The sequence below is a fragment of the Nocardioides cynanchi genome (assembly GCF_008761635.1).
Classification (GTDB): domain Bacteria; phylum Actinomycetota; class Actinomycetes; order Propionibacteriales; family Nocardioidaceae; genus Nocardioides; species Nocardioides cynanchi.
On sequence record NZ_CP044344.1, the window covers coordinates 605,158 to 622,741 of the forward strand.

The 17,584-nt window shown below is 72.5% G+C and carries 21 protein-coding genes; 14 read left to right on the top strand and 7 right to left on the bottom strand.

All coding sequences use genetic code 11. The annotated features are described in order from the left end of the window. Nucleotides 1-21: 21 nt before the first annotated feature. Nucleotides 22-1,395 carry a dihydrolipoyl dehydrogenase gene (lpdA, locus tag E3N83_RS03180; protein WP_151081940.1) on the bottom strand — a complete coding sequence of 458 codons (1,374 nt, stop codon included), beginning with the start codon at nt 1,393-1,395 and terminating at the stop codon, nt 22-24. An 80-nt stretch (nt 1,396-1,475) separates the two neighbouring features. Between lpdA and E3N83_RS03185 the strand changes: the two genes are divergently transcribed. After that, nucleotides 1,476-1,844, top strand: coding sequence for a hypothetical protein (locus E3N83_RS03185; RefSeq protein WP_191907927.1), 369 nt, complete (start codon nt 1,476-1,478; stop codon nt 1,842-1,844). Here the strand turns inward: E3N83_RS03185 and E3N83_RS03190 are convergent. Continuing rightward, a complete protein-coding gene (locus E3N83_RS03190) occupies nt 1,807-3,354 on the bottom strand; it encodes a leucyl aminopeptidase (RefSeq protein ID WP_151081941.1) in 1,548 nt (515 codons plus the stop codon). The two genes, E3N83_RS03185 and E3N83_RS03190, sit on opposite strands and share 38 nt — an antisense overlap. A gap of 69 nt (nt 3,355-3,423) precedes the next feature. Between E3N83_RS03190 and gcvT the strand changes: the two genes are divergently transcribed. From gcvT to E3N83_RS03205, 3 genes are read left to right on the top strand one after another with little or no spacing between them, the layout of a single operon-like run. Then, nucleotides 3,424-4,548 carry a glycine cleavage system aminomethyltransferase GcvT gene (gene gcvT, locus E3N83_RS03195; protein ID WP_151081942.1) on the top strand — a complete coding sequence of 375 codons (1,125 nt, stop codon included), beginning with the start codon at nt 3,424-3,426 and terminating at the stop codon, nt 4,546-4,548. Further along, nucleotides 4,549-4,806 carry a hypothetical protein gene (locus E3N83_RS03200; RefSeq protein WP_151081943.1) on the top strand — a complete coding sequence of 86 codons (258 nt, stop codon included), beginning with the start codon at nt 4,549-4,551 and terminating at the stop codon, nt 4,804-4,806. It abuts the gene before it with no gap. After that, nucleotides 4,803-5,657: an aminoglycoside adenylyltransferase domain-containing protein gene (locus tag E3N83_RS03205; RefSeq protein WP_191907928.1), complete on the top strand. Its 855-nt coding sequence runs from the start codon at nt 4,803-4,805 to the stop codon at nt 5,655-5,657. Before E3N83_RS03200 ends, E3N83_RS03205 begins: the two co-directional genes overlap by 4 nt. Here E3N83_RS03205 and E3N83_RS03210 read toward each other — a convergent pair. After that, the gene (locus tag E3N83_RS03210; protein ID WP_151081945.1) at nt 5,561-6,166 is read right to left on the bottom strand and encodes a DUF1684 domain-containing protein; all 606 of its coding nucleotides are present in this window, start codon (nt 6,164-6,166) and stop codon (nt 5,561-5,563) included. The genes E3N83_RS03205 and E3N83_RS03210 overlap by 97 nt on opposite strands. Before the next feature lie 63 nt (nt 6,167-6,229). Between E3N83_RS03210 and E3N83_RS03215 the strand changes: the two genes are divergently transcribed. Both E3N83_RS03215 and E3N83_RS03220 read left to right on the top strand, forming a co-directional pair. Further along, nucleotides 6,230-7,201 carry a sulfotransferase family protein gene (locus tag E3N83_RS03215; protein ID WP_151081946.1) on the top strand — a complete coding sequence of 324 codons (972 nt, stop codon included), beginning with the start codon at nt 6,230-6,232 and terminating at the stop codon, nt 7,199-7,201. A 31-nt stretch (nt 7,202-7,232) separates the two neighbouring features. Next, entirely contained in the window at nt 7,233-7,517 is a 285-nt protein-coding gene (locus E3N83_RS03220; RefSeq protein WP_151081947.1) for a hypothetical protein, read from the top strand. On the opposite strand, the gene E3N83_RS03225 is transcribed toward E3N83_RS03220, so the two are convergent. Beyond that, entirely contained in the window at nt 7,457-8,362 is a 906-nt protein-coding gene (locus tag E3N83_RS03225; RefSeq protein ID WP_151081948.1) for a hypothetical protein, read from the bottom strand. The genes E3N83_RS03220 and E3N83_RS03225 overlap by 61 nt on opposite strands. Nucleotides 8,363-8,410: 48 nt before the next feature. Further along, entirely contained in the window at nt 8,411-9,778 is a 1,368-nt protein-coding gene (locus tag E3N83_RS03230; RefSeq protein ID WP_420371834.1) for an MFS transporter, read from the bottom strand. 75 nt (nt 9,779-9,853) lie between these two features. Between E3N83_RS03230 and E3N83_RS03235 the strand changes: the two genes are divergently transcribed. Genes E3N83_RS03235 through E3N83_RS03245 form a run of 3 tightly spaced genes read left to right on the top strand, consistent with a single transcriptional unit; the run spans nt 9,854 to nt 12,343 of the window. Continuing rightward, a complete protein-coding gene (locus E3N83_RS03235; protein WP_151081950.1) occupies nt 9,854-10,687 on the top strand; it encodes a PhzF family phenazine biosynthesis protein in 834 nt (277 codons plus the stop codon). A gap of 9 nt (nt 10,688-10,696) precedes the next feature. Next, complete coding sequence (locus E3N83_RS03240) at nt 10,697-11,212, top strand: pyridoxamine 5'-phosphate oxidase family protein (protein ID WP_151081951.1); 516 nt, start codon at nt 10,697-10,699, stop codon at nt 11,210-11,212. A 51-nt stretch (nt 11,213-11,263) separates the two neighbouring features. Beyond that, nucleotides 11,264-12,343: an acyltransferase family protein gene (locus tag E3N83_RS03245; protein WP_151081952.1), complete on the top strand. Its 1,080-nt coding sequence runs from the start codon at nt 11,264-11,266 to the stop codon at nt 12,341-12,343. Here the strand turns inward: E3N83_RS03245 and E3N83_RS03250 are convergent. Further along, entirely contained in the window at nt 12,224-12,688 is a 465-nt protein-coding gene (locus E3N83_RS03250; RefSeq protein ID WP_151081953.1) for a methyltransferase family protein, read from the bottom strand. The two genes, E3N83_RS03245 and E3N83_RS03250, sit on opposite strands and share 120 nt — an antisense overlap. Nucleotides 12,689-12,795: 107 nt before the next feature. On the opposite strand from E3N83_RS03250, the gene E3N83_RS03255 reads away from it, so the two are divergent. Next, nucleotides 12,796-13,857 carry an NADH:flavin oxidoreductase/NADH oxidase gene (locus E3N83_RS03255; RefSeq protein ID WP_151084849.1) on the top strand — a complete coding sequence of 354 codons (1,062 nt, stop codon included), beginning with the start codon at nt 12,796-12,798 and terminating at the stop codon, nt 13,855-13,857. A gap of 19 nt (nt 13,858-13,876) precedes the next feature. Here E3N83_RS03255 and E3N83_RS03260 read toward each other — a convergent pair whose 3' ends face one another. After that, entirely contained in the window at nt 13,877-14,965 is a 1,089-nt protein-coding gene (locus tag E3N83_RS03260; RefSeq protein ID WP_151081954.1) for a phosphodiester glycosidase family protein, read from the bottom strand. Between the two features lie 203 nt (nt 14,966-15,168). Between E3N83_RS03260 and E3N83_RS03265 the strand changes: the two genes are divergently transcribed. From E3N83_RS03265 to E3N83_RS03280, 4 genes are read left to right on the top strand one after another with little or no spacing between them, the layout of a single operon-like run. Further along, nucleotides 15,169-15,978 carry a thymidylate synthase gene (locus E3N83_RS03265; RefSeq protein WP_151081955.1) on the top strand — a complete coding sequence of 270 codons (810 nt, stop codon included), beginning with the start codon at nt 15,169-15,171 and terminating at the stop codon, nt 15,976-15,978. Then, a complete protein-coding gene (locus tag E3N83_RS03270) occupies nt 15,968-16,477 on the top strand; it encodes a dihydrofolate reductase (RefSeq protein ID WP_151081956.1) in 510 nt (169 codons plus the stop codon). Before E3N83_RS03265 ends, E3N83_RS03270 begins: the two co-directional genes overlap by 11 nt. 31 nt (nt 16,478-16,508) lie before the next feature. Continuing rightward, entirely contained in the window at nt 16,509-17,135 is a 627-nt protein-coding gene (locus E3N83_RS03275; protein ID WP_151081957.1) for a hypothetical protein, read from the top strand. Further along, nucleotides 17,132-17,527 carry a hypothetical protein gene (locus E3N83_RS03280; protein WP_151081958.1) on the top strand — a complete coding sequence of 132 codons (396 nt, stop codon included), beginning with the start codon at nt 17,132-17,134 and terminating at the stop codon, nt 17,525-17,527. Before E3N83_RS03275 ends, E3N83_RS03280 begins: the two co-directional genes overlap by 4 nt. Nucleotides 17,528-17,584 lie beyond the last annotated feature (57 nt).

Genomic DNA, 17,584 nt, shown 5'->3' on the forward strand with positions numbered 1-17,584 from the left:
GTCAGTGTTCAGGTCGGGTGGTCAGGAGTGCGCGTGGAGGGGCTTGCCGGCCAGGGCCAGGTGGGCCTCGCCGAGCGCCTCGTTCTGGGTGGGGTGGGCGTGCACCAGCGGCGCGACGTCCTCGGCGTGGGCCTCCCAGTTGTAGATCAGCTGGGCCTCGCCGATCAGCTCGCCGACCCGGTCGCCGACCAGGTGCACGCCGACCACCGGTCCGTCGGGGCGCCGGACCAGCTTCACGAAGCCCTGGGTGCCCAGGATCTGGCTCTTGCCGTTGCCGCCGAGGTCGTAGGTGAGGGTCTCGACCTCGCCGTAGGCCTCGCGGGCGGCGTCCTCGTTCAGCCCGACCGACGCGATCTCGGGATGGCTGTAGGTGACCCGCGGGATCCCGGTCTCGTCGATCACCGCGGGCGCGAGGCCGGCGATGTCCTCGGCCACGAAGATGCCCTGCGCGAAGCCGCGGTGGGCCAGCTGGAGGCCCGGCACGATGTCGCCGACGGCGTACACACCCTCGAGGTTGGTGCGGCAGCGCTCGTCGGTGAGCACGAACCCGCGCTCCATCGCCACGCCCTGCTCGTCGTACCCAAGCCCGTCGGTGGACGGGCCGCGGCCGACGGCCACCAGCAGCAGCTCGGCCTCGATCACGTCACCACCTTCGACGGTCAGCGCGATGCCGTCGTCGGTGACCTTCAGGCTCTGGTACGGCGTACCGGTGCGGACCTGGATCTTGCGCTTGCGGAAGGCGCGTTCCAGGGCCTTGGACGAGGCTTCGTCCTCGGCAGCGACCAGCCGGGGGAGGGCCTCGACGATGGTGACCTCGGCGCCGAAACTGGCCCAGACGCTGGCGAACTCGCAGCCGATCACCCCGCCGCCGAGCACGACCACCGACGCGGGCACCCGGTCGAGCCGCAGCGCGTGCTCGGAGGTGAGCACCCGCTCGCCGTCGACGTCGAGGCCGGGCAGGCTCCTGCTGTAGGAGCCGGACGCCAGCACCACGTGCCGGCCGGTGTACGTCGTCCCGCCGACCGTGACCTGCTTCGGCCCGCTCAGGCGGCCCTCACCCTCGATCACGGTGATCCCGCGGCCCCTGATCAGACCGCTGAGCCCCTTGAAGAGCCGGGAGACGACCTTGTCCTTGTAGGCGTTGACGCCCGGCATGTCGATGCCCTCGAGGGTCGCCTGCACCCCGAACTGGGCGGAGTCGCGGGCCAGGTCGGCGACCTCGGCCGCGTGCAGCAGCGCCTTGGTCGGGATGCAGCCCACGTGGAGGCAGGTGCCGCCGAGGTTGCCCTTCTCGACCAGGGCCACCGAGAGGCCGAGCTGGGCGGCTCGCAGCGCACAGGCATAACCGCCCGATCCCGCCCCGAGAACGAGTACGTCGAACTCTCCTTCGGTCACTTTCCCATCCTTGCACTCTTTGCTCGACGCCTCGCAAGCAGATCCCGCGGTCCCTTCCGGGTTGTTGGCACACTGGTGTCGTGAGGTTCTTCGGACGCAGTGGTCGCGGGACGCGCTTTCGCCGTCCCCAGGGGGACACCGCGCGCACCGGCTCGACCCGGGTCCGCGCGTCGAGCGGGGAGGACGAGGCGCATCTGGCCGACTTCGTGTCCACGCGCGAGGGCGTCGAGGGGTGGGTCGAGCCGAGGACCGCGGTCAGCGACGTCACCCTGCTGCTGGTCGCCTGGGACGGCGAGTACACGCGGCGGCGGGTCCCGTCGGCGGACTGGGCCTACCGCTTCTGCCAGAGCCGCGGGATCCGTGCCTACGAGGCCGGGGTGGTCGGCATCCCGCAGCGGATGCGCGACTACATCACGCTGCAGAAGAAGCGTCAGAACCGCTCGCAGTGACCGGGCCGTCGGTCGTCGCAGGCGAGGCCAGCCCCCGGGCGTAGTCCACGAGGGTGGTCAGCCCGAAGCCGGTGCCGCCTCCGGTCAGGTGGCCGGCGGCGGACCCGGAGTTGAAGCCCGGGCCGGCGATGTCGAGGTGCGCCCACGGGACGCCGTCGGTGAACTCGCGCAGGAAGCCCGCCGCGAGCAGGCCGCCGCCCCACCGGGTCCAGTCGTGCTGGGCGAGGTCCGCGATCTTGCTGCCGTGCACCCGTTCGACGATGTCGGCCGGGATCGGCATCGGCCAGTGCTTCTCGCCGGACTCCTGACCGGCCTCGATCAAGGAGGCGACGACGGCGTCGTCGCCGAAGGCGGCACCCACCTTGGTGCCGAGAGCCATCACCATGTGCCCGGTCAGGGTGGCCACGTCGATGATCACGTCGGGCTCCTGCTCGACCGCGCGCTGGAGACCGTCGGCGAGCACGAGCCGGCCCTCGGCGTCGGTGTTGAGCACCTCGACGGTGCGCCCGCCGTAGATCGTCAGCACGTCGCCGGGTCGCATCGCACTGCCGGAGACCATGTTCTCGGCCAGGCAGGCGAACGCGGAGACCTTCACCGGCAGCCCGAGCGCGGCGATCGCGAGCGTGGCCTGGGTGACCGCGGCAGCACCGGCCATGTCGCACTTCATGGTCTCCATGCCGTTGCCGGGCTTGATGGTCAGCCCGCCGGAGTCGAAGGTGATCCCCTTGCCGACCAGCGCGATGTGGGCGACCGGCTTGCCGGGGGAGTAGCTCAGCTCCACCAGGCGCGGCGGTGCGCTCGAGCCGCCCCCGACGCCGAGCAGGCCGCCGCAGCCGAGCTCGGCGAGCTCGGCCTCGTCGTGCACCGTCACCTTGACCTTGGTGCCCTTCGCCGCCTTCACGATCTCGCCCGCGAGCAGCGACGGCGTCAGGTCGGCAGCCGGCGTGTTCACCCAGTCGCGGGTGACCGCGACAGCCGACGCGACCACCTGCGCCTCCTCGAACGCCGCAACGGCCTCCTGGCGCCGGGCGATCGGGCAGAGCACGGTCACGGTCCCGGCCTGCGCGTCCGGGGTCGTGGAGAGGTAGCGCCCGAACGTGTAGCCGCCGAGCAGGTAGCCCTCGGTGACGTTGCGGATCAGCGCGGCGTCGCCGGCCGGCAGGGCCAGGGCCACCGACGCGGCGTTCGCGGTGGACCGGGCCGCGACCCCGGCCGCACGTCGTACGGCGAGCAGCGTGGCCGCGCGGTCGTCGGTCGCCGGGCCCATCCCGACCAGCACCAGCAACGGGCTGGCGAGCTTGCCGCCCGTCGGGATCCGGGCCACGTCGCCCGGCTTGCCCGAGAAGCCGAGGGTGCTCAGGAGCGGGCGGAGGGATCGGCCGAACGCGGCGGCGACGTCCTCGCCGCCGTCGGCGACGACCACGCCCTTCGGTGTCTTCACCACGCCGACGACGACGGCGTCAGCCCGGGTCTTGGCCGGGCTCGCGCCACGGAGGTGGTAGGAGGTCACCGGGGCAGGATAGCCATGGGGGTGCGTCGTCCCGGCGGCTGGCGCACGCGCCGGTGTAGGTTCGCGGACATGGCCGACGAGACCAGCGCGGGAGCGCCGCTCCTGCAGTCGCCGTTGCACGACCGCCACGTCGCGCTCGGAGCCAAGCTCGCGGAGTTCGGCGGCTGGTCGATGCCGCTGGAGTACCCCACCGGGGTCGTCGCCGAGCACACCGCGGTCCGCGAGGCGGTCGGCGTCTTCGACGTCAGCCACCTCGGGAAGGTGATGGTCACCGGCCCCGGCGCCGCGGCCTACGTCGACGCGACGCTGAGCAACGACCTCGGCAGGATCCGGCCGGGCAAGGCGCAGTACACCCTGTGCTGCGATGACGCGACCGGCGGCATCGTCGACGACCTGATCGCCTACTTACACGACGACGAGCACGTGCTGCTGGTGCCCAACGCGGCCAACTCCGCCGAAGTGTGCCGACGGCTCTCGGCCGGCCCGCCCGAGGGCGTGAAGATCCTCGACCACCACACGCAGTACGCCGTGCTGGCGGTACAGGGCACGAAGTCCGACGAGGTCCTCGAGGCGATCGGCTTCCCGACCGGCCACGAGTACATGTCGTTCGTCGAGGCCGAGTTCCAGGACACCGGCGTCGTGGTCTGCCGGACCGGCTACACGGGGGAGCGGGGCTACGAGCTGATCGCCCTCAACGAGGTGGCCGGCGCGCTGTGGGACGCCCTGCTCGCGGCGGGCGCGCCGCTCGGGATGCTGCCCTGCGGTCTCGGCGCCCGCGACACCCTGCGCACCGAGATGGGCTACCCGCTGCACGGGCAGGACATCACCATCGACGTGACGCCCAACCAGGCCAACCTCGGCTGGGCGGTCGGCTGGAAGAAGGACGCGTTCTGGGGTCGCGCGCCGCTGATGGCGGAGAAGGAGGCGGGGCCAGTGCGCCGGCTGCGCGGCCTGGTCGCGCTGGAGCGCGGCATCCCGCGGCCAGGCATGAGTGTCAGCCTGTCGCCCGACGTGCCCCTGTGCGAGATCACCTCCGGCACCTTCTCGCCGACTCTGCGCAAGGGGATCGGGATGGCGCTGGTGCCGACCTTCGTCGACGCCGAGGCCGAGCTCGGCGTGCAGATCCGCACTCGCCGCGAGATCTTCGCCTCGACCAGGCTGCCGTTCGTCGACACCTCGGTCCGGGAGTCCTGAATGAACCTCCCCGAGCAGCCGGCCACCTTCCGCCCGCCCGCGGCCGCCGAGCGACCCTGGTGGTGGCGCCTCCACGACGACTCGGGCGGGGTGGCGCGGGTGCCCGAGGAGTACTCCGACCAACGCTTCGCCTCCCAGGCCGACGCCGAGTCGTGGGTCGGCGAGATCTGGACCGAGCTCTCGGCCGCCGGCGTCGCGTCGGTGACGCTGGTCGAGCACGACCGCGACGTCTACGGGCCGATGTCCCTGACGGCGTGACTGCTGCATCCCTGCCCGCTCCGGCGGATGCCGTCTGTACGACGTTCCTCGCGGCCGTGCCCCGCGGCCTCGTGACCGGCCTCTACGTGCACGGCGGCATCGGCTTCGGCGAGTGGGTCGAGGGGCACAGCGACGTCGACTTCGTCGCGACCCTGGCGGTTCGCCCGGGTCCGGTCGAGCGCGCTGCCCTGGCCCGCGCCCACCGGGTGGTGGCCGAGCGGCACGGTGGTGCGCCGTACCTCGACGGGCCGCACCTGCTGGCCTCCGACCTGTCCTCGCCACCGGACGAGTGCCCCGATGTGCCCACGGTGTTCGAGCACGACTTCGTCGACCACGGTCGCTTCGAGCTCGGGCCGGTGGCCTGGCACGAGCTGGCCCGGCACGGCGTCACCGTCGCCGGGCCGACGCTGGACACCCTGGAGATCTGGACCGACGACGCCGCCCTGCGGGCCCACACCGTCGACAACCTCGACACCTACTGGCGCGGGCAGGCGGCCTACTGCGCGGGCAACCCCGACGGTGCCGCCTCGGACTTCGCCTGCGAGTGGGTCGTGCCCGGCGTCGCCCGGCTGCACCACCTCCTGGTCACCGGCGAGCAGACCGCCAAGTCGCTCGCCGCCCGCTGGGGGCTCGGGTTCTACCCCGAGCGGTGGCACCGCGTCCTGCGCGAGTCGCTGCGGGTGCGCGAGGGCGTGGGCGAGCCGGAGTACGACGACCTGTCCGACCGGGGAGCCGACGTCGCCGCCTTCGTGGCCTACGTCGTGGACGCCGGCGTCAGCTCGCCGACCGGCACCTCCACGCCGACCCGGTTGCCCAGCGGGGCGAGCGGGCAGGCCCAGTCGGGGTCGTAGGCGCAGGACGGGTTGTAGGAGAAGTTGAGGTCGATCACCCAGAGCTCCCCCTCGCGGCCGAGGTCGGCGCCCTTGACCGTGTCGAGCACGTAGCGCCCGGCACCGTACGTCGTCGTACCGGCGGTGGCGTCGCGCAGCGGCACGAAGACCCCGTTCCCGTAGGAGCCCAGCCACCAGACGTCGAGCCCGCCGACCAGCGGGATCTCGAAGCGGCCGGCGCGCCGGAACGGCACCTCCCCGTCGCTGCCGGTGGTCGGCCGCCACTCCTCGGGTTCGGCCGGCTGCATCTCCAGCACGAACCGGTAGGCAGGGTCGTACGGCGCGTGGCGCAGCGACTGACCGGGCTGCCGCGCCGACGCCGGATGGGTGTCGAACAGCTCGGTCCGGGCCTCGACCCACGTCTCGTGGGCGCTGGCGGGGTCCGGCTCGGCCCGCACCGCGTCGTACAACGCGTGCACCTCGCGACGCCACGACGCGACGTGCTGCGACCAGGTCAGGAGGTCCGTCATGGTCCCAGCATGCCCGCTCCGAGGGGGATCCCCATTGTCATGTAAGACGATATACTTTGAGACATGCCGCTGCCGCCGGACTTCTTCCTGATCGGTGCCCCGAAGGCGGGCACCAGTGCCCTGCACTCCGCCCTGGCCCGTCACCCCGGCCTGCATCTCTCGCCGATCAAGGAGCCGAAGTACTACCTGTGCGGCGACAGCCCGCCGCCGGCGTACAAGGGACCGGGCGACGCTCACAGCAACCAGGAGTGGGTCTGGCAGCGCGGCCGCTACCTCGATCTCTTCGCAGGCGCGCCGGACGGCGTACCGCGCGGCGAGAGCACGCCGTTCTACCTGTACAACCGCGACGCCCGGCGCCGGATCGCCGTCGACAACCCGGACGCGAAGCTGGTCGCGGTGCTCCGCGACCCGGTGGACCGCGCGTACAGCAACTGGATGCACCTGTGGATGGACGGTCTGGAGCCGGTGGCCGACGTCGTCGAGGCCGTCCGTCGCGAGCCGGCGCGGCTCGATGCGGGCTGGGCGCCGTTCTGGCACTACCAGGGCCTGGGCATGTACGGCCGCCAGGTCGCCGACCTCCTCGACCACTTCCCGCGCGAGCAGGTGCTGCTGCTGCGCTACAAGCAGCTGGTGGACGAGCCGTTGGCCACGCTCGACCGGGTCTGCACCTTCCTGGGCGTGACCTCGGCGCCGGTCGACGAGGTGCCGCAGGACAACTCGCGGAGGTTCGTGCAGCAGGGGCCGCGGACCAAGGCGCTGAGCAGCGTGATCCGGACCGGTGCGACGGTCGCGCAGTTCTTCCCGCCCGAGGTGTGGCGGAAGGTCAGCAAGCCGCTGGTCGACCAGCTCCAACGAGGCGGGGACCCGAGCCGGCCTCGGCTCACGCCCGAGCAGCGGGAGACTCTCCTGGAGCCGCACCTGCCCGACATCGAGCTCCTCGAGCGGGTCTCGGGGGAGTCGTTCGCGGACTGGAAGGGCTACCGCGACGGCGGCACGTTCGGCAGCCGCCGGGCCAAGGAGGGGGCCGGCGCGTAGCGGGCGCTTGACCACCGTTCATACTGTCGCCGTGCCGACGCCGCTCACGTCCGATTTCCTGGTCCCGAACGGGACGCTGCTCGTGCTGGCCGTCCTGCTGATCCCGGCGCTGGCCGTGATCGCGCTGCTGGTGGTCTGGCCGCTCGTCGAGACGATCGCCCGTCGCCGGTGGGGCTATCTCGTGGGCGTGCTCCTGCTGGGGCCGATCGGCGGGTTGCTGTGGTTCGCCATCGGTCGGCCTGCGTCGAGTCCCGGTCAGGCGCCGGTCGTCGACACCAGGTCGTGGGCGCCGTCGGGGCGGGCAACCTCGAGGTAGAACCGCCGGGTGCCGTCGGGCATCCTCACCGAGGTCACGTAGCGGCACGCCCCGTCGGAGCAGGGCGAGCGCAGGGGCTCACCGGCATCGGCCTCGAGCGCCGAGCCGGGATCGCCCGCGGTCAGGGCGCGGGCCACGCCCGTCGTCTCGTGCCAGTTGTCCGCCGCCCGCGGCCGGCCGTCGTACAACGTGACCAGCGGGTGCAGCGAGAGCACGTCGGTGACCCGGGCGCCGCGGGCGTCCCACTGGCCGGGTCGCGGGCGGAGCACCGTCGCGCGACGGGTCCAGGCCAGGCCGCCCTGGCTGGAGAAGTACGCCGTCGACATCCGGTCCTCGTCACCCGGGTCGGTCAGCGGGTGCTCGCAGACCCACGCGTGCCAGTCGCCGGCGGCGTCCACGACGATCACGGGATCCTTGACCGCGACCGCGTCGGATCCCGGCAGGACGACGGTGCGGCGGCCGGTGGCGAAGCCGTCGGGACGCTCTGCGTCGATCGCCTCGATCCACCAGTGCTTGCTGTCCGGGGTCGCGCACGAGACGTAGAGGCGCCAACCCCCGGCCGGGGTGCGGAGCACGACGGGCCGCTCGAAGGACTCCGCCCCGAAGTCGTCGCGCCAGACCTCGCTCACGGTCTCGAACCGGAGCCCGTCGCGCGACCGGGCGACCACCACCGAGACGCCGCGGCCGGCGGTGAGCGGGCGGCGTACCCGGTAGGCGAGGTAGACCTCGTCGTCCACCAGCACGGCGCTCGCGGCACCGGCCCAGTTGCCGGGTCCGGAGTCGGGTGCGGGTACGACGACCTCGGCACGGTCGAGGTCCGGCAGGGGCACGGTCACGAGGTCCATGAGCAAAGTCTACTGATCTGCTCATCTTTGGTGGCGCGTGCCGGCCGACTACCGCAGCACCTCCACGTCGTCGGCGGCCAGGGCGCCGGTCGCGCCGTGGACCAGCGAGGGGAGCGGTGCGGCCTCGTCCGGGACCTCGTCGACGACGATGCCCTCGCGCGCGAGGAACCGCTCGGCCATCCGGGTCGACGGGTGCAGCCCGGCGACCGCGATGACCGCGACCGCCGCGATCACCAGCCAGCCGGCTCCGGGCAGCCCAGCGGGGTGCCAGGACATCGCCAGGAAGGTGTAGACCGCGGGCGCCCAGCGACCGCCGAGGGTGCCGAACACCTCGGCCACCCCGCCGTACTCGCCCCGTCGCTCGGGGTCCATCAGCTTGGCCTGGAACGCCCAGCTGGCAGCAGAGGTGTAGAGCTCGGCACCGGTCACGGCGACGTGGCCGAGCCAGACCAGGAAGATGGTCAGAAAGCCCGCGGTGCTGTGGGTGGCCATCGTGATCAGGCAGGCCAGCACGAAGAAGGCGCCCGAGATCCGGATCGAGCGCAGGGCGTCGGACATCGTCGCCACGCCGCGCGAGGTGTAGGCCGGCAGGAAGATGCACAGCACCGTGTTGGTGCCGAACAGCCAGGCCAGCAGCCAGTGCGGGGCGTCGGTGGCCTGCACGAGCCAGAGCGGGATCACGACGTTGAGCAGCACCTGGTTGCTCCACATGGCGCCCAGGAACAGGCTGCCCAGCATCCAGCCGACGTTGCGCAGCGGCCCGGGTCCGCGCGGCTTCACCCGCGGCGTACCCGAGTCGGCGGAGGTCCGGGCGAGGTCGTGCGGCGCCCGCGGCAGCCGGGCGATGAAGACGGCGTTGGCCAGGCCGATCGCGAGGGTGAACAACGGCATCCACCGCATCACGGTCAGGTTGTCGAAGGCCAGCGCGACGCCGCCGATCACCGCGCCGAGCGTGAAGCCGACGTTGAGGGCGGAGTACATGTACGCCTGAGTGGCCACCCGCTCCTGCTCGGGCATCACGTCGAGGATGTAGGCGTTGCGCCCGGCGCCGGCGGCGTTCTCGACGATCTCGAAGCAGACCACCATGGTCACGTAGCCGGCGAAGCTGCCGATGAAGGGCCAGGCGGCGAACATCGTCGCCGCGACGAACGCACCGACGGACCACATCCGCTTCGGGCCCAGGCGGTCGGTGAGCTTGCCGGCCGGGTAGGCGACCAGGAACGACACCACGCCGGCGATGGTGAGACCCAGGCCCACCTGCGTCGCGCGCAGCCCGACCACCTGGGTGAAGAACACCGCCGACCCGGTCAGGAAGGTGCCCTCGGCGGTCGCGAACAGCAGCGACTGGGTCGCCAGGCGGCGCGACAGCGGCGTCGGCGGGATCAGCCGGCGTAGGGAAGGTCCGAGACGAGACACGAGGACCATCCGACCAGAGACCACCCCCGGTTCTCACCCGGTTTTCCGACGGTCGGCGCCCACTACCGTGGCCTCATGCGCCCCTTCCGCCAGGTCGACGTGTTCTCCGCCGAGGGCTACCTCGGCAACCCTCTGGCCGTGGTCCACGACGCCGAGGGTCTCTCCGTGGAGGAGATGCGCCGCTTCGCCAACTGGACCAACCTGTCCGAGACCGCGTTCCTGCTGCCGCCGAGCGACCCGGCCGTCGCCGACTACCGGGTCCGGATCTTCACGCCGGCCGAGGAGCTGTCGTTCGCCGGGCATCCGACCATCGGCACTGCGCACGCGTGGCTGGAGGCCGGGGGAGTGCCGCGTCACGACGGAGAGGTCGTCCAGGAGTGTCCCGCCGGCCTGGTGCGCGTACGCCGCGGCGAGCGGCTGGCGTTCGCGGCGCCTCCGGTCGTGCGGGAGGGGCCGGTGACGGGCGGGGAGCGGGCCGAGCTGGTCCGGGCGCTGGCCCTGGCCGACGACGACATCGTCGACGCGCGCTGGATCGACAACGGGCCCGGCTGGGTCGGGGTGCTGCTGCGCGACGCGGCGGCGGTGCTCGCCGTCCGACCCGACTGGGGGCACTTCGGCGACCTCGAGGTGGGTGTCGTCGGCGCCTACCCGGAGGGCTCGGAGTGCGCGGTCGAGGTGCGCGCCTTCTGTCCGAGCATCGGCGTGGTCGAGGACCCGGTCACCGGCTCGCTCAACGCCAGCATCGGCCAGTGGCTGGCCGGGGACCGCCTCCCCACGTCGTACGTCGCCTCGCAGGGCACGCTGCTCGGCCGGCGCGGCCGGGTGTACGTCGAGAGGGACGGCGACACTGTCTGGGTCGGCGGCGACGCGACAACCGCGATCAAGGGGACCGTCGACCTCGGCGTCTAGCGTCGGAGCATGCTCGAGACACCCGACGACCTCGCCCGGCTGCAGACCCTGCTCGACGCCTCCCATGCCCGCTCCACCGAGCACCTGCGCGGGATCATCAACGACGACCGCACCCTCACGGCGGCCCAGGTCGCAGCGCTGCTGACCGGCATGAAGGTGATCTCCGTGGCCACCGTCACCGCCCACGGCGAGCCGCGGATCAGCGCCATGGACGGCCACTTCCTGCACGGCACCTGGACCTTCTCCACCAGCCGTACGGCGGCCAAGGCGCGGCACCTCGCGGCGCGGCCCGCCGTGTCGGTCGCCCACGTCGACGGCGAGGCGCTGGCCGTGTTCAGCCACGGGCGCGCGGTCGAGATCGAGGGTGACGACCTGGCTCGGGTCGACGACCACTGGTCCGCCCACTACGGCTCCTCGCCCCTCTCGTGGGGCGACGTCGTGATGTACCGCCTCGAACCGACCTGGATGGTCGGCTACGCGTGGAAGCGCGCGGACCTGCTGGCCGAGCGGGGAGTCGACGCCTGACCCTGCAGGCGAGCCCTGTCCGCGTGCCGGTCGGCGAGGCATGCTGGGGCGATGAGCACGACGCCTGCTCCGTGGCGGCTCGGGCACCGGCCCGCGCTGGACGGGCTGCGCGGGGTCGCGGTGGTCATCGTCGTGGCGGACCACACCGGCTACCTGCCCGAGCCCGCCGGCGGGATCGGCGTCGTGGTGTTCTTCGTGCTCTCCGGCTTCCTGATCACGCGCATGATCGGGGAGTCCCGCGACGCCGGCTCGTGGTCGCTGGGCGCGTTCGTGGCGAACCGGTTCGTCCGGCTGTTTCCCGCGCTCGCGCTGATGGTCACGGTGGTCTCGGCGGTCCTCCTGGTGCAGGGGTTCCCGGTCGAGGAGATGGCCGACCGGGCGGTTCCGGCGCTGACCTATGTGCAGAACATGGAGCCCGCGACGAGCTTCTCGGTCTTCGGCCAGACCTGGTCGCTGGGCGTCGAGGAGCAGTTCTACCTGGCCTGGCCACTCGTCCTGCCGTGGGTGCTGGGTCGGGCCCGGCCCCGGATCGTCCTGGCGGTGGCGATCGCAGCCTCGGCGGCGGCGATGATCGCCTCCGGTCGCGACTGGCTGCCGATGCACGCCTACGCGCTGCTGGCCGGGTGTCTGCTGGCGCTGGTCGGACCGCTCCGGCCGCACGCCTGGCTGGTGCCCGCGGGGGCACTGGGGCTGCTCGTCTCGATCGACCTGGCACCGTCGTTGGACCGGATCTACGTCTACGGCCCGCTCGTCGCCACGCCCGCCGCCGTCCTCCTGGTTGCCGGTGCGGTGCCCGGCGACCGGATGCTCGCACTGGCCCCGCTGCGCTTCGTCGGGCGGATCTCGTACGCCGTGTACCTCTGGCACGTGCCGCTGCTCCGGCTCACCGGCACCACCTACGGCCGCGCCGACGCGCTGCTGCCGATCGCGGTCGCCGTCGCGCTGGCGATCGCCTCCACGCTGGTCGTGGAGGAGCCGCTGCGGCGCGCCTGGCGGGCGAGTCGCACCACCTCACAGCCAGCGACGCACCCGACCGCAGTAGTCCGCGTAGTCCGTGCCGAACTTCCCGGCCAGGTAGCGCTCCTCGGGCAGCACCGCTCCCCACCTCAGCAGGCCCCACTCGAGGGGTAGCGCGACCAGGGCCCACAGCGAGCCGGCGAAGAGCGCGAGCCCGGCCGACAGGACGAGCAGACCGACGTACAACGGGTTGCGAGAGCGGGCGAAGGGCCCGCTCTCGATGATCGTCCTGGTCGCCCCGCCGGGCAGGAGCGCCGTCCGGTGGCGGGCCAGGGCGAGCAGCGCCCACCCGTTCCAGGCACCGAAGAACGCGACGAGCAGCCACCCGAGGCCGGTCGTCAGGGACGACCTCGGGAGCGGGTCGGCGACCAGGCCCGAGACCAGCAGCCCGGCCGTCAGGGGAGCGCCCACCGACACCGGCGGCCACAACCGGAAGGCCGGGCCCGTGTCCGACGTCATGGCGACATGAGTAGCACTCGGGGCGGCGGCTGTCTTCACCGTGGTGCCGGCCCGGACGGAACAACCCGGACGGAACAACCCGGTCGAGGTCCCGGTTGGTGCCTGATGTGAGCTACCTCTTCGAGCCCCTGACCCTGCGCGGCACCACGATCCGCAACCGCGTCTGGGTCTCCCCGATGTGTCAGTACTCCTCCCGCGACGGCCGCCCGAGCGACTGGCACCTGGTCCACCTCGGCGCCTTCGCGCAGGGCGGGGCCGGTCTGGTCATGAGCGAGGCGACCGCGGTGTCACCCGAGGGCCGGATCTCGCCGCAGGACGCCGGCATCTGGAACGACGAGCAGGCCGCCGACTACCGGCGGATCAACGACTTCGTGCGGGGCCAGGGCGCCACCACCGGCATCCAGCTCGCCCACGCCGGCCGCAAGGCGTCGACGCGAGCACCGTGGCTGGGCCGGGGCTACGTCCCCGTCGAGGAGGGCGGCTGGCAGACCGTCGGCGCCTCCCCGATCGGGTACTCCGACTGGCCGGCACCCCGCGAGCTCACCGCCGAGGAGCTCTCCGAGCACCCGCGGCTGTGGGCCGAGGCCGCACGGCGGGCGCTGGACGCCGGCTACGAGGTGGCCGAGATCCACGCCGCCCACGGCTATCTGCTCCACCAGTTCCTCTCGCCGCTGACCAACCGTCGGACCGACGCGTACGGCGGCGACCTCGCCGGCCGCAGTCGCCTGCTGCTCGAGGTGGTCGACGCCGTCCGTGAGGTCTGGCCGGACGACCAGCCGCTCTTCGTCCGGCTCAGCGCCACCGACTGGGTCTCCGGCGGGCTCGACGTGGCCGACACGGCCGAGGTCGCGACGCTGCTCGCGGGTCGTGGCGTCGACCTGGTCGACGTCTCCAGCGGCGGCAACTCGCCCGACCAGCAGATCACCGTCGAGCCGGGCTACCAGGTGCCCTTCGCCGCCCGGATCCGGCAGACGTCGGGGCTCCCGGTCGGCGCGGTCGGCCTGATCACCGAGCCGCAGCAGGCCGAGAAGATCCTCGCCGACGGCGAGGCCGACGCGGTGTTCCTGGCCCGCGAGCTGCTGCGCGACCCGCACTGGGCGCAGCGTGCGGCCGAGACCCTCGGCGCCGACACCTACTGGCCCGACCAGTACCTTCGCGCCCGCCCCTGACGCCGGCGTACGACGGCGCTCACCGGGCGTGCACGGCGACGAAGTCGCGCGAGGTGTGCGTGTAGTAGCGGTTGGCCGGCCGCTGGTAGTCCGGCAGCAGGCTCGTGGGCCGGGGCTGGGCGGGGTCGCCGGCCCGGTGGTAGGTCATGAACGACACCCAGGCGGGGTTGATGTCGTGCTCCATCGCCCTCACGCAGCCGGCCCGCCGGAGGATGTGCGCCAGGTCGCCCACCGACAGGGCGTCGCCGGACGCGTACACGATGTCTCCCTGTCGGGTGATCCCGACGCCCGACCGGAAGATGTAGTACGCGCCGCCCAGGGTGAGACCCCAGTGGAAGAGGTGGCTGGCGTCGATGTTCGGCGCGATCGCGCCGTGGTCGATGAGCAGCCCGAGGTTCTGGCGGACGCCCACGACCCCGGGAGTCATGCCTACCTCCTGGTTCCAGCTGCCGATCCGCATCGACCCGTTCCGGTAGAAGACCTCGGAGGCCGCCCCCTCCACGAGCGACCCCGCGGTGTGACCGTCCAGGTAGAAGCCACCGTGAGCGTCGGCCAGCCGGAACCCGCCGTTCCAGGTGGCCACCAGGCCGCGCCGGTCGGCGGGCGCCACCCAGTCGGGCACCGGCCAGGTGCCGCCCGGCTCCTGGAAGCCGGGGTGGAGGGAGAAGCTCAGCAGCTTCGGGTCCATCCACGCCACGCCGGTGAGGTACGACGTGTGCCGCGCGTCCGGGCGCAGGAAGGCCGCCCGGACCGCCGGCTGCCCGTGCACGTGGACGAGGGTGCGCCACTGTCCCTCACCGGGGAGGGCCGGCCGGGCGAAGGGCCGCAGCGGTGGCAGGCGGTGCGACGGGTGCGTCGGGAGGACCCCTAGGACCGAGGCCGGCGGCGCCCCCCCGACGACCGGCGGGTGCAGCCGGTACTGCAGCTTCTCCATCTGCAGCACGACCACCCCGAGTCCGTGGTCACGGGCCCAGCCCGCGAGCCGGGCGGCCACCGAGTCGGTGCCCGGGGCCAGCAGCACCTGGCCGATGGAGACCGTCAGCCACAGCGTCCCGGCGAGCAGACCCAGCAGGACCACCCGGGTCGCCCGGGGGAAGCGAGCGGACACCGACCGCAGCCGTCGACGTCGACGCCGACGCGCAGGAGCCAGGTCCGGTGGGGACGGATCGGTGATCGACACAGGGGCTCCCACGGCTTCGCTCGCCGTGCGATCGACGCTAGGTCGGGCTGTCTGCATCTCACCTGACACCGCGGAGCCGGACACGCGATCGAGTACGGCGGGCCGTCGGTCGGGCGCTCTAGGGTGAGGTCATGCAGGCGTACCTCGACCTCCTCCAGCGCATCCTCGACACCGGAGTCGAGAAGTCCGACCGCACCGGCACCGGCACGCTCAGCGTGTTCGGCCACCAGATGCGCTTCGACCTGGCCGAGGGCTTCCCGCTGGTCACCACCAAGAAGGTGCACACCCGGTCGGTCTTCGCCGAGCTGCTGTGGTTCCTCCGCGGCGACACCAACGTGAAGTGGCTCCAGGACCGCGGCGTCACCATCTGGGACGAGTGGGCCGACACCGACGGTGACCTCGGGCCGATCTACGGCTACCAGTGGCGCTCGTGGCCGGCGCCGGACGGCCGGCACATCGACCAGATCGCCCTGCTCCTCGACCAGCTCCGCAGCAACCCCGACAGCCGTCGACACATCGTCTCCGCGTGGAACGTCGCCGACATCCCGCAGATGGCGCTGGCGCCGTGCCACACGATGTTCCAGTTCTACGTCGCTCCGTCCGACGACGGGCCGGGTCGGCTCAGCTGCCAGCTCTACCAGCGCTCCGCCGACGTCTTCCTCGGCGTCCCGTTCAACATCGCGTCGTACGCCCTGCTCACCCACATGGTCGCCCAGGTGACCGGGCTGGGGGTCGGCGACTTCGTGCACACGCTGGGCGACGCCCATCTCTACTCCAACCACCTCGACCAGGCCCGGCTCCAGCTGACGCGTGAGCCGCGAGCCCTGCCGACCCTCTGGCTCGACCCGTCGGTGACCGAGCTCGACGCGTTCGACCTCGAGCACATCGCGGTCGAGGGCTACGACCCCCACCCGGGCATCAAGGCCCCCATTGCCGTCTGACGACTCGGCGGTCGGGCGGAGTCGGGACCGGCTCACCCTGGTCGCGGCGTACGCAGACAACCGCGTGATCGGCGACCGCGGCACCATCCCATGGCGTATCCCCGAGGACTTCGCCCACTTCAAGGCGACCACCATGGGCGGCACCCTGGTGATGGGCCGCGCGACCTACGACTCGATCGGGCGACCCCTCCCCGGCCGGACCACGATCGTGGTCACCCGCAACCCCGCGTGGTCGGCCGGGGGCGTGCTCGTCGCGCACTCGCTCGACGAGGCGCTGGCCCTGGCGGCGGAGCAGCCGGGGGAGACCTACGTCGTGGGCGGCACCCAGGTCTACGAACAGGCGCTGCCACGGGCCACCCATCAGGTGCTCACCGAGGTGCACCGATCGCCCGAGGGCGACGCGCACTACCCGGAGTTCGACGTCGCCGAGTGGGTCGAGACCCGTCGCGAGGCCCGAGACGGTTTCGACTGGGTCTGGTGGGAGCGGAAAGCCCGGTGACAACCGCGGCAGCCGGGCGCACCATGGGCGGGTGTTCGTCCAGACGGTTGCTCGGGTGACGGGGGCGGCCGCCGTCATCTCGGGACTCGCGCTCTGCGCCGCGTCGTACGTCGAGAGCACCCTGCCCGTCGGCTGCGTGGGCGACCAGTGCGACGTCCGGCCGCAGCGCCCGAGCTCCCAGACGGCCGACCTCTGCTACCTGGTCGCCTTCGCGTTGCTGGTGGTCGCGGCACTGGGGCTGGGGGTGATGGTCATGCGCAGCCGGGGCCTGGGTCGCCTCGGCCGGGTGGCCGTCGGGCTGATCGCGAGCGGCGCCGTCGTGGCGGTGCTGGCCAACGTCGTCCAGACCCGGTTCTACGGCGGCGACATGGCCGCGATGCCGGCCGTCTTCCTGCCGGCCGTGGGTGCTGTGGTGGTGGGGTTCGTCCTGCTGATGGTGGTCGTGATCCGCGCTCGCATCGTGCCGCTGTGGGCCGGGCTGCTGGTGGGGCTGACCGTCCTGCTGGTCCCGTTCGGCAACCAGGAGAACACCACGGTCCTGCTCGACCTCCCCTTCGGCCTCGCCCTGGCGCTGGCCGGCGTCCTCATCCTGCGTCAGACGGAGGCCACGGCGCCGCACCGGAACCGCGGTCGGCGAGCGCACGTCGAAGGTGCATGAACCGTCGCCTGCTCCTGCCGCTGATGCTCCTGGTCGTCGTCGTGTCGGGTTGCGCCTCGCACGCGGCCGCGGCCGCGCCACCGCACCCGACCCCGTCCCACGCGGCGTGCACCCCGCCGCCCGGTGGCCGCTGCGCGGCCGATGTCGCCTGGCCCGGGCCGATCCAGCTCTCGGCCGACGGGCGCCGGCTGCACGGCGTCATCAACTGCGGCGGCACGCTGCACGCCGCCGAGACCGCCGACACCGTGACGCTCACCCTGCACGTCGGCGCGATGGGCCCGGGCACGATGAGCTGCGCACGGGTCGACGTGGGAGTGCGGCTGGCGACGCCGCTGGGTCAGCGCACGGTGGTGGACGCCGTCACCGGGCACACGGTGAAAGTGCTCGGGTAGCCGGTCGTCCGGTGAGCAGTTTGTAGCAAACTATGTAGTGCGACAGAGTCGGGTGTG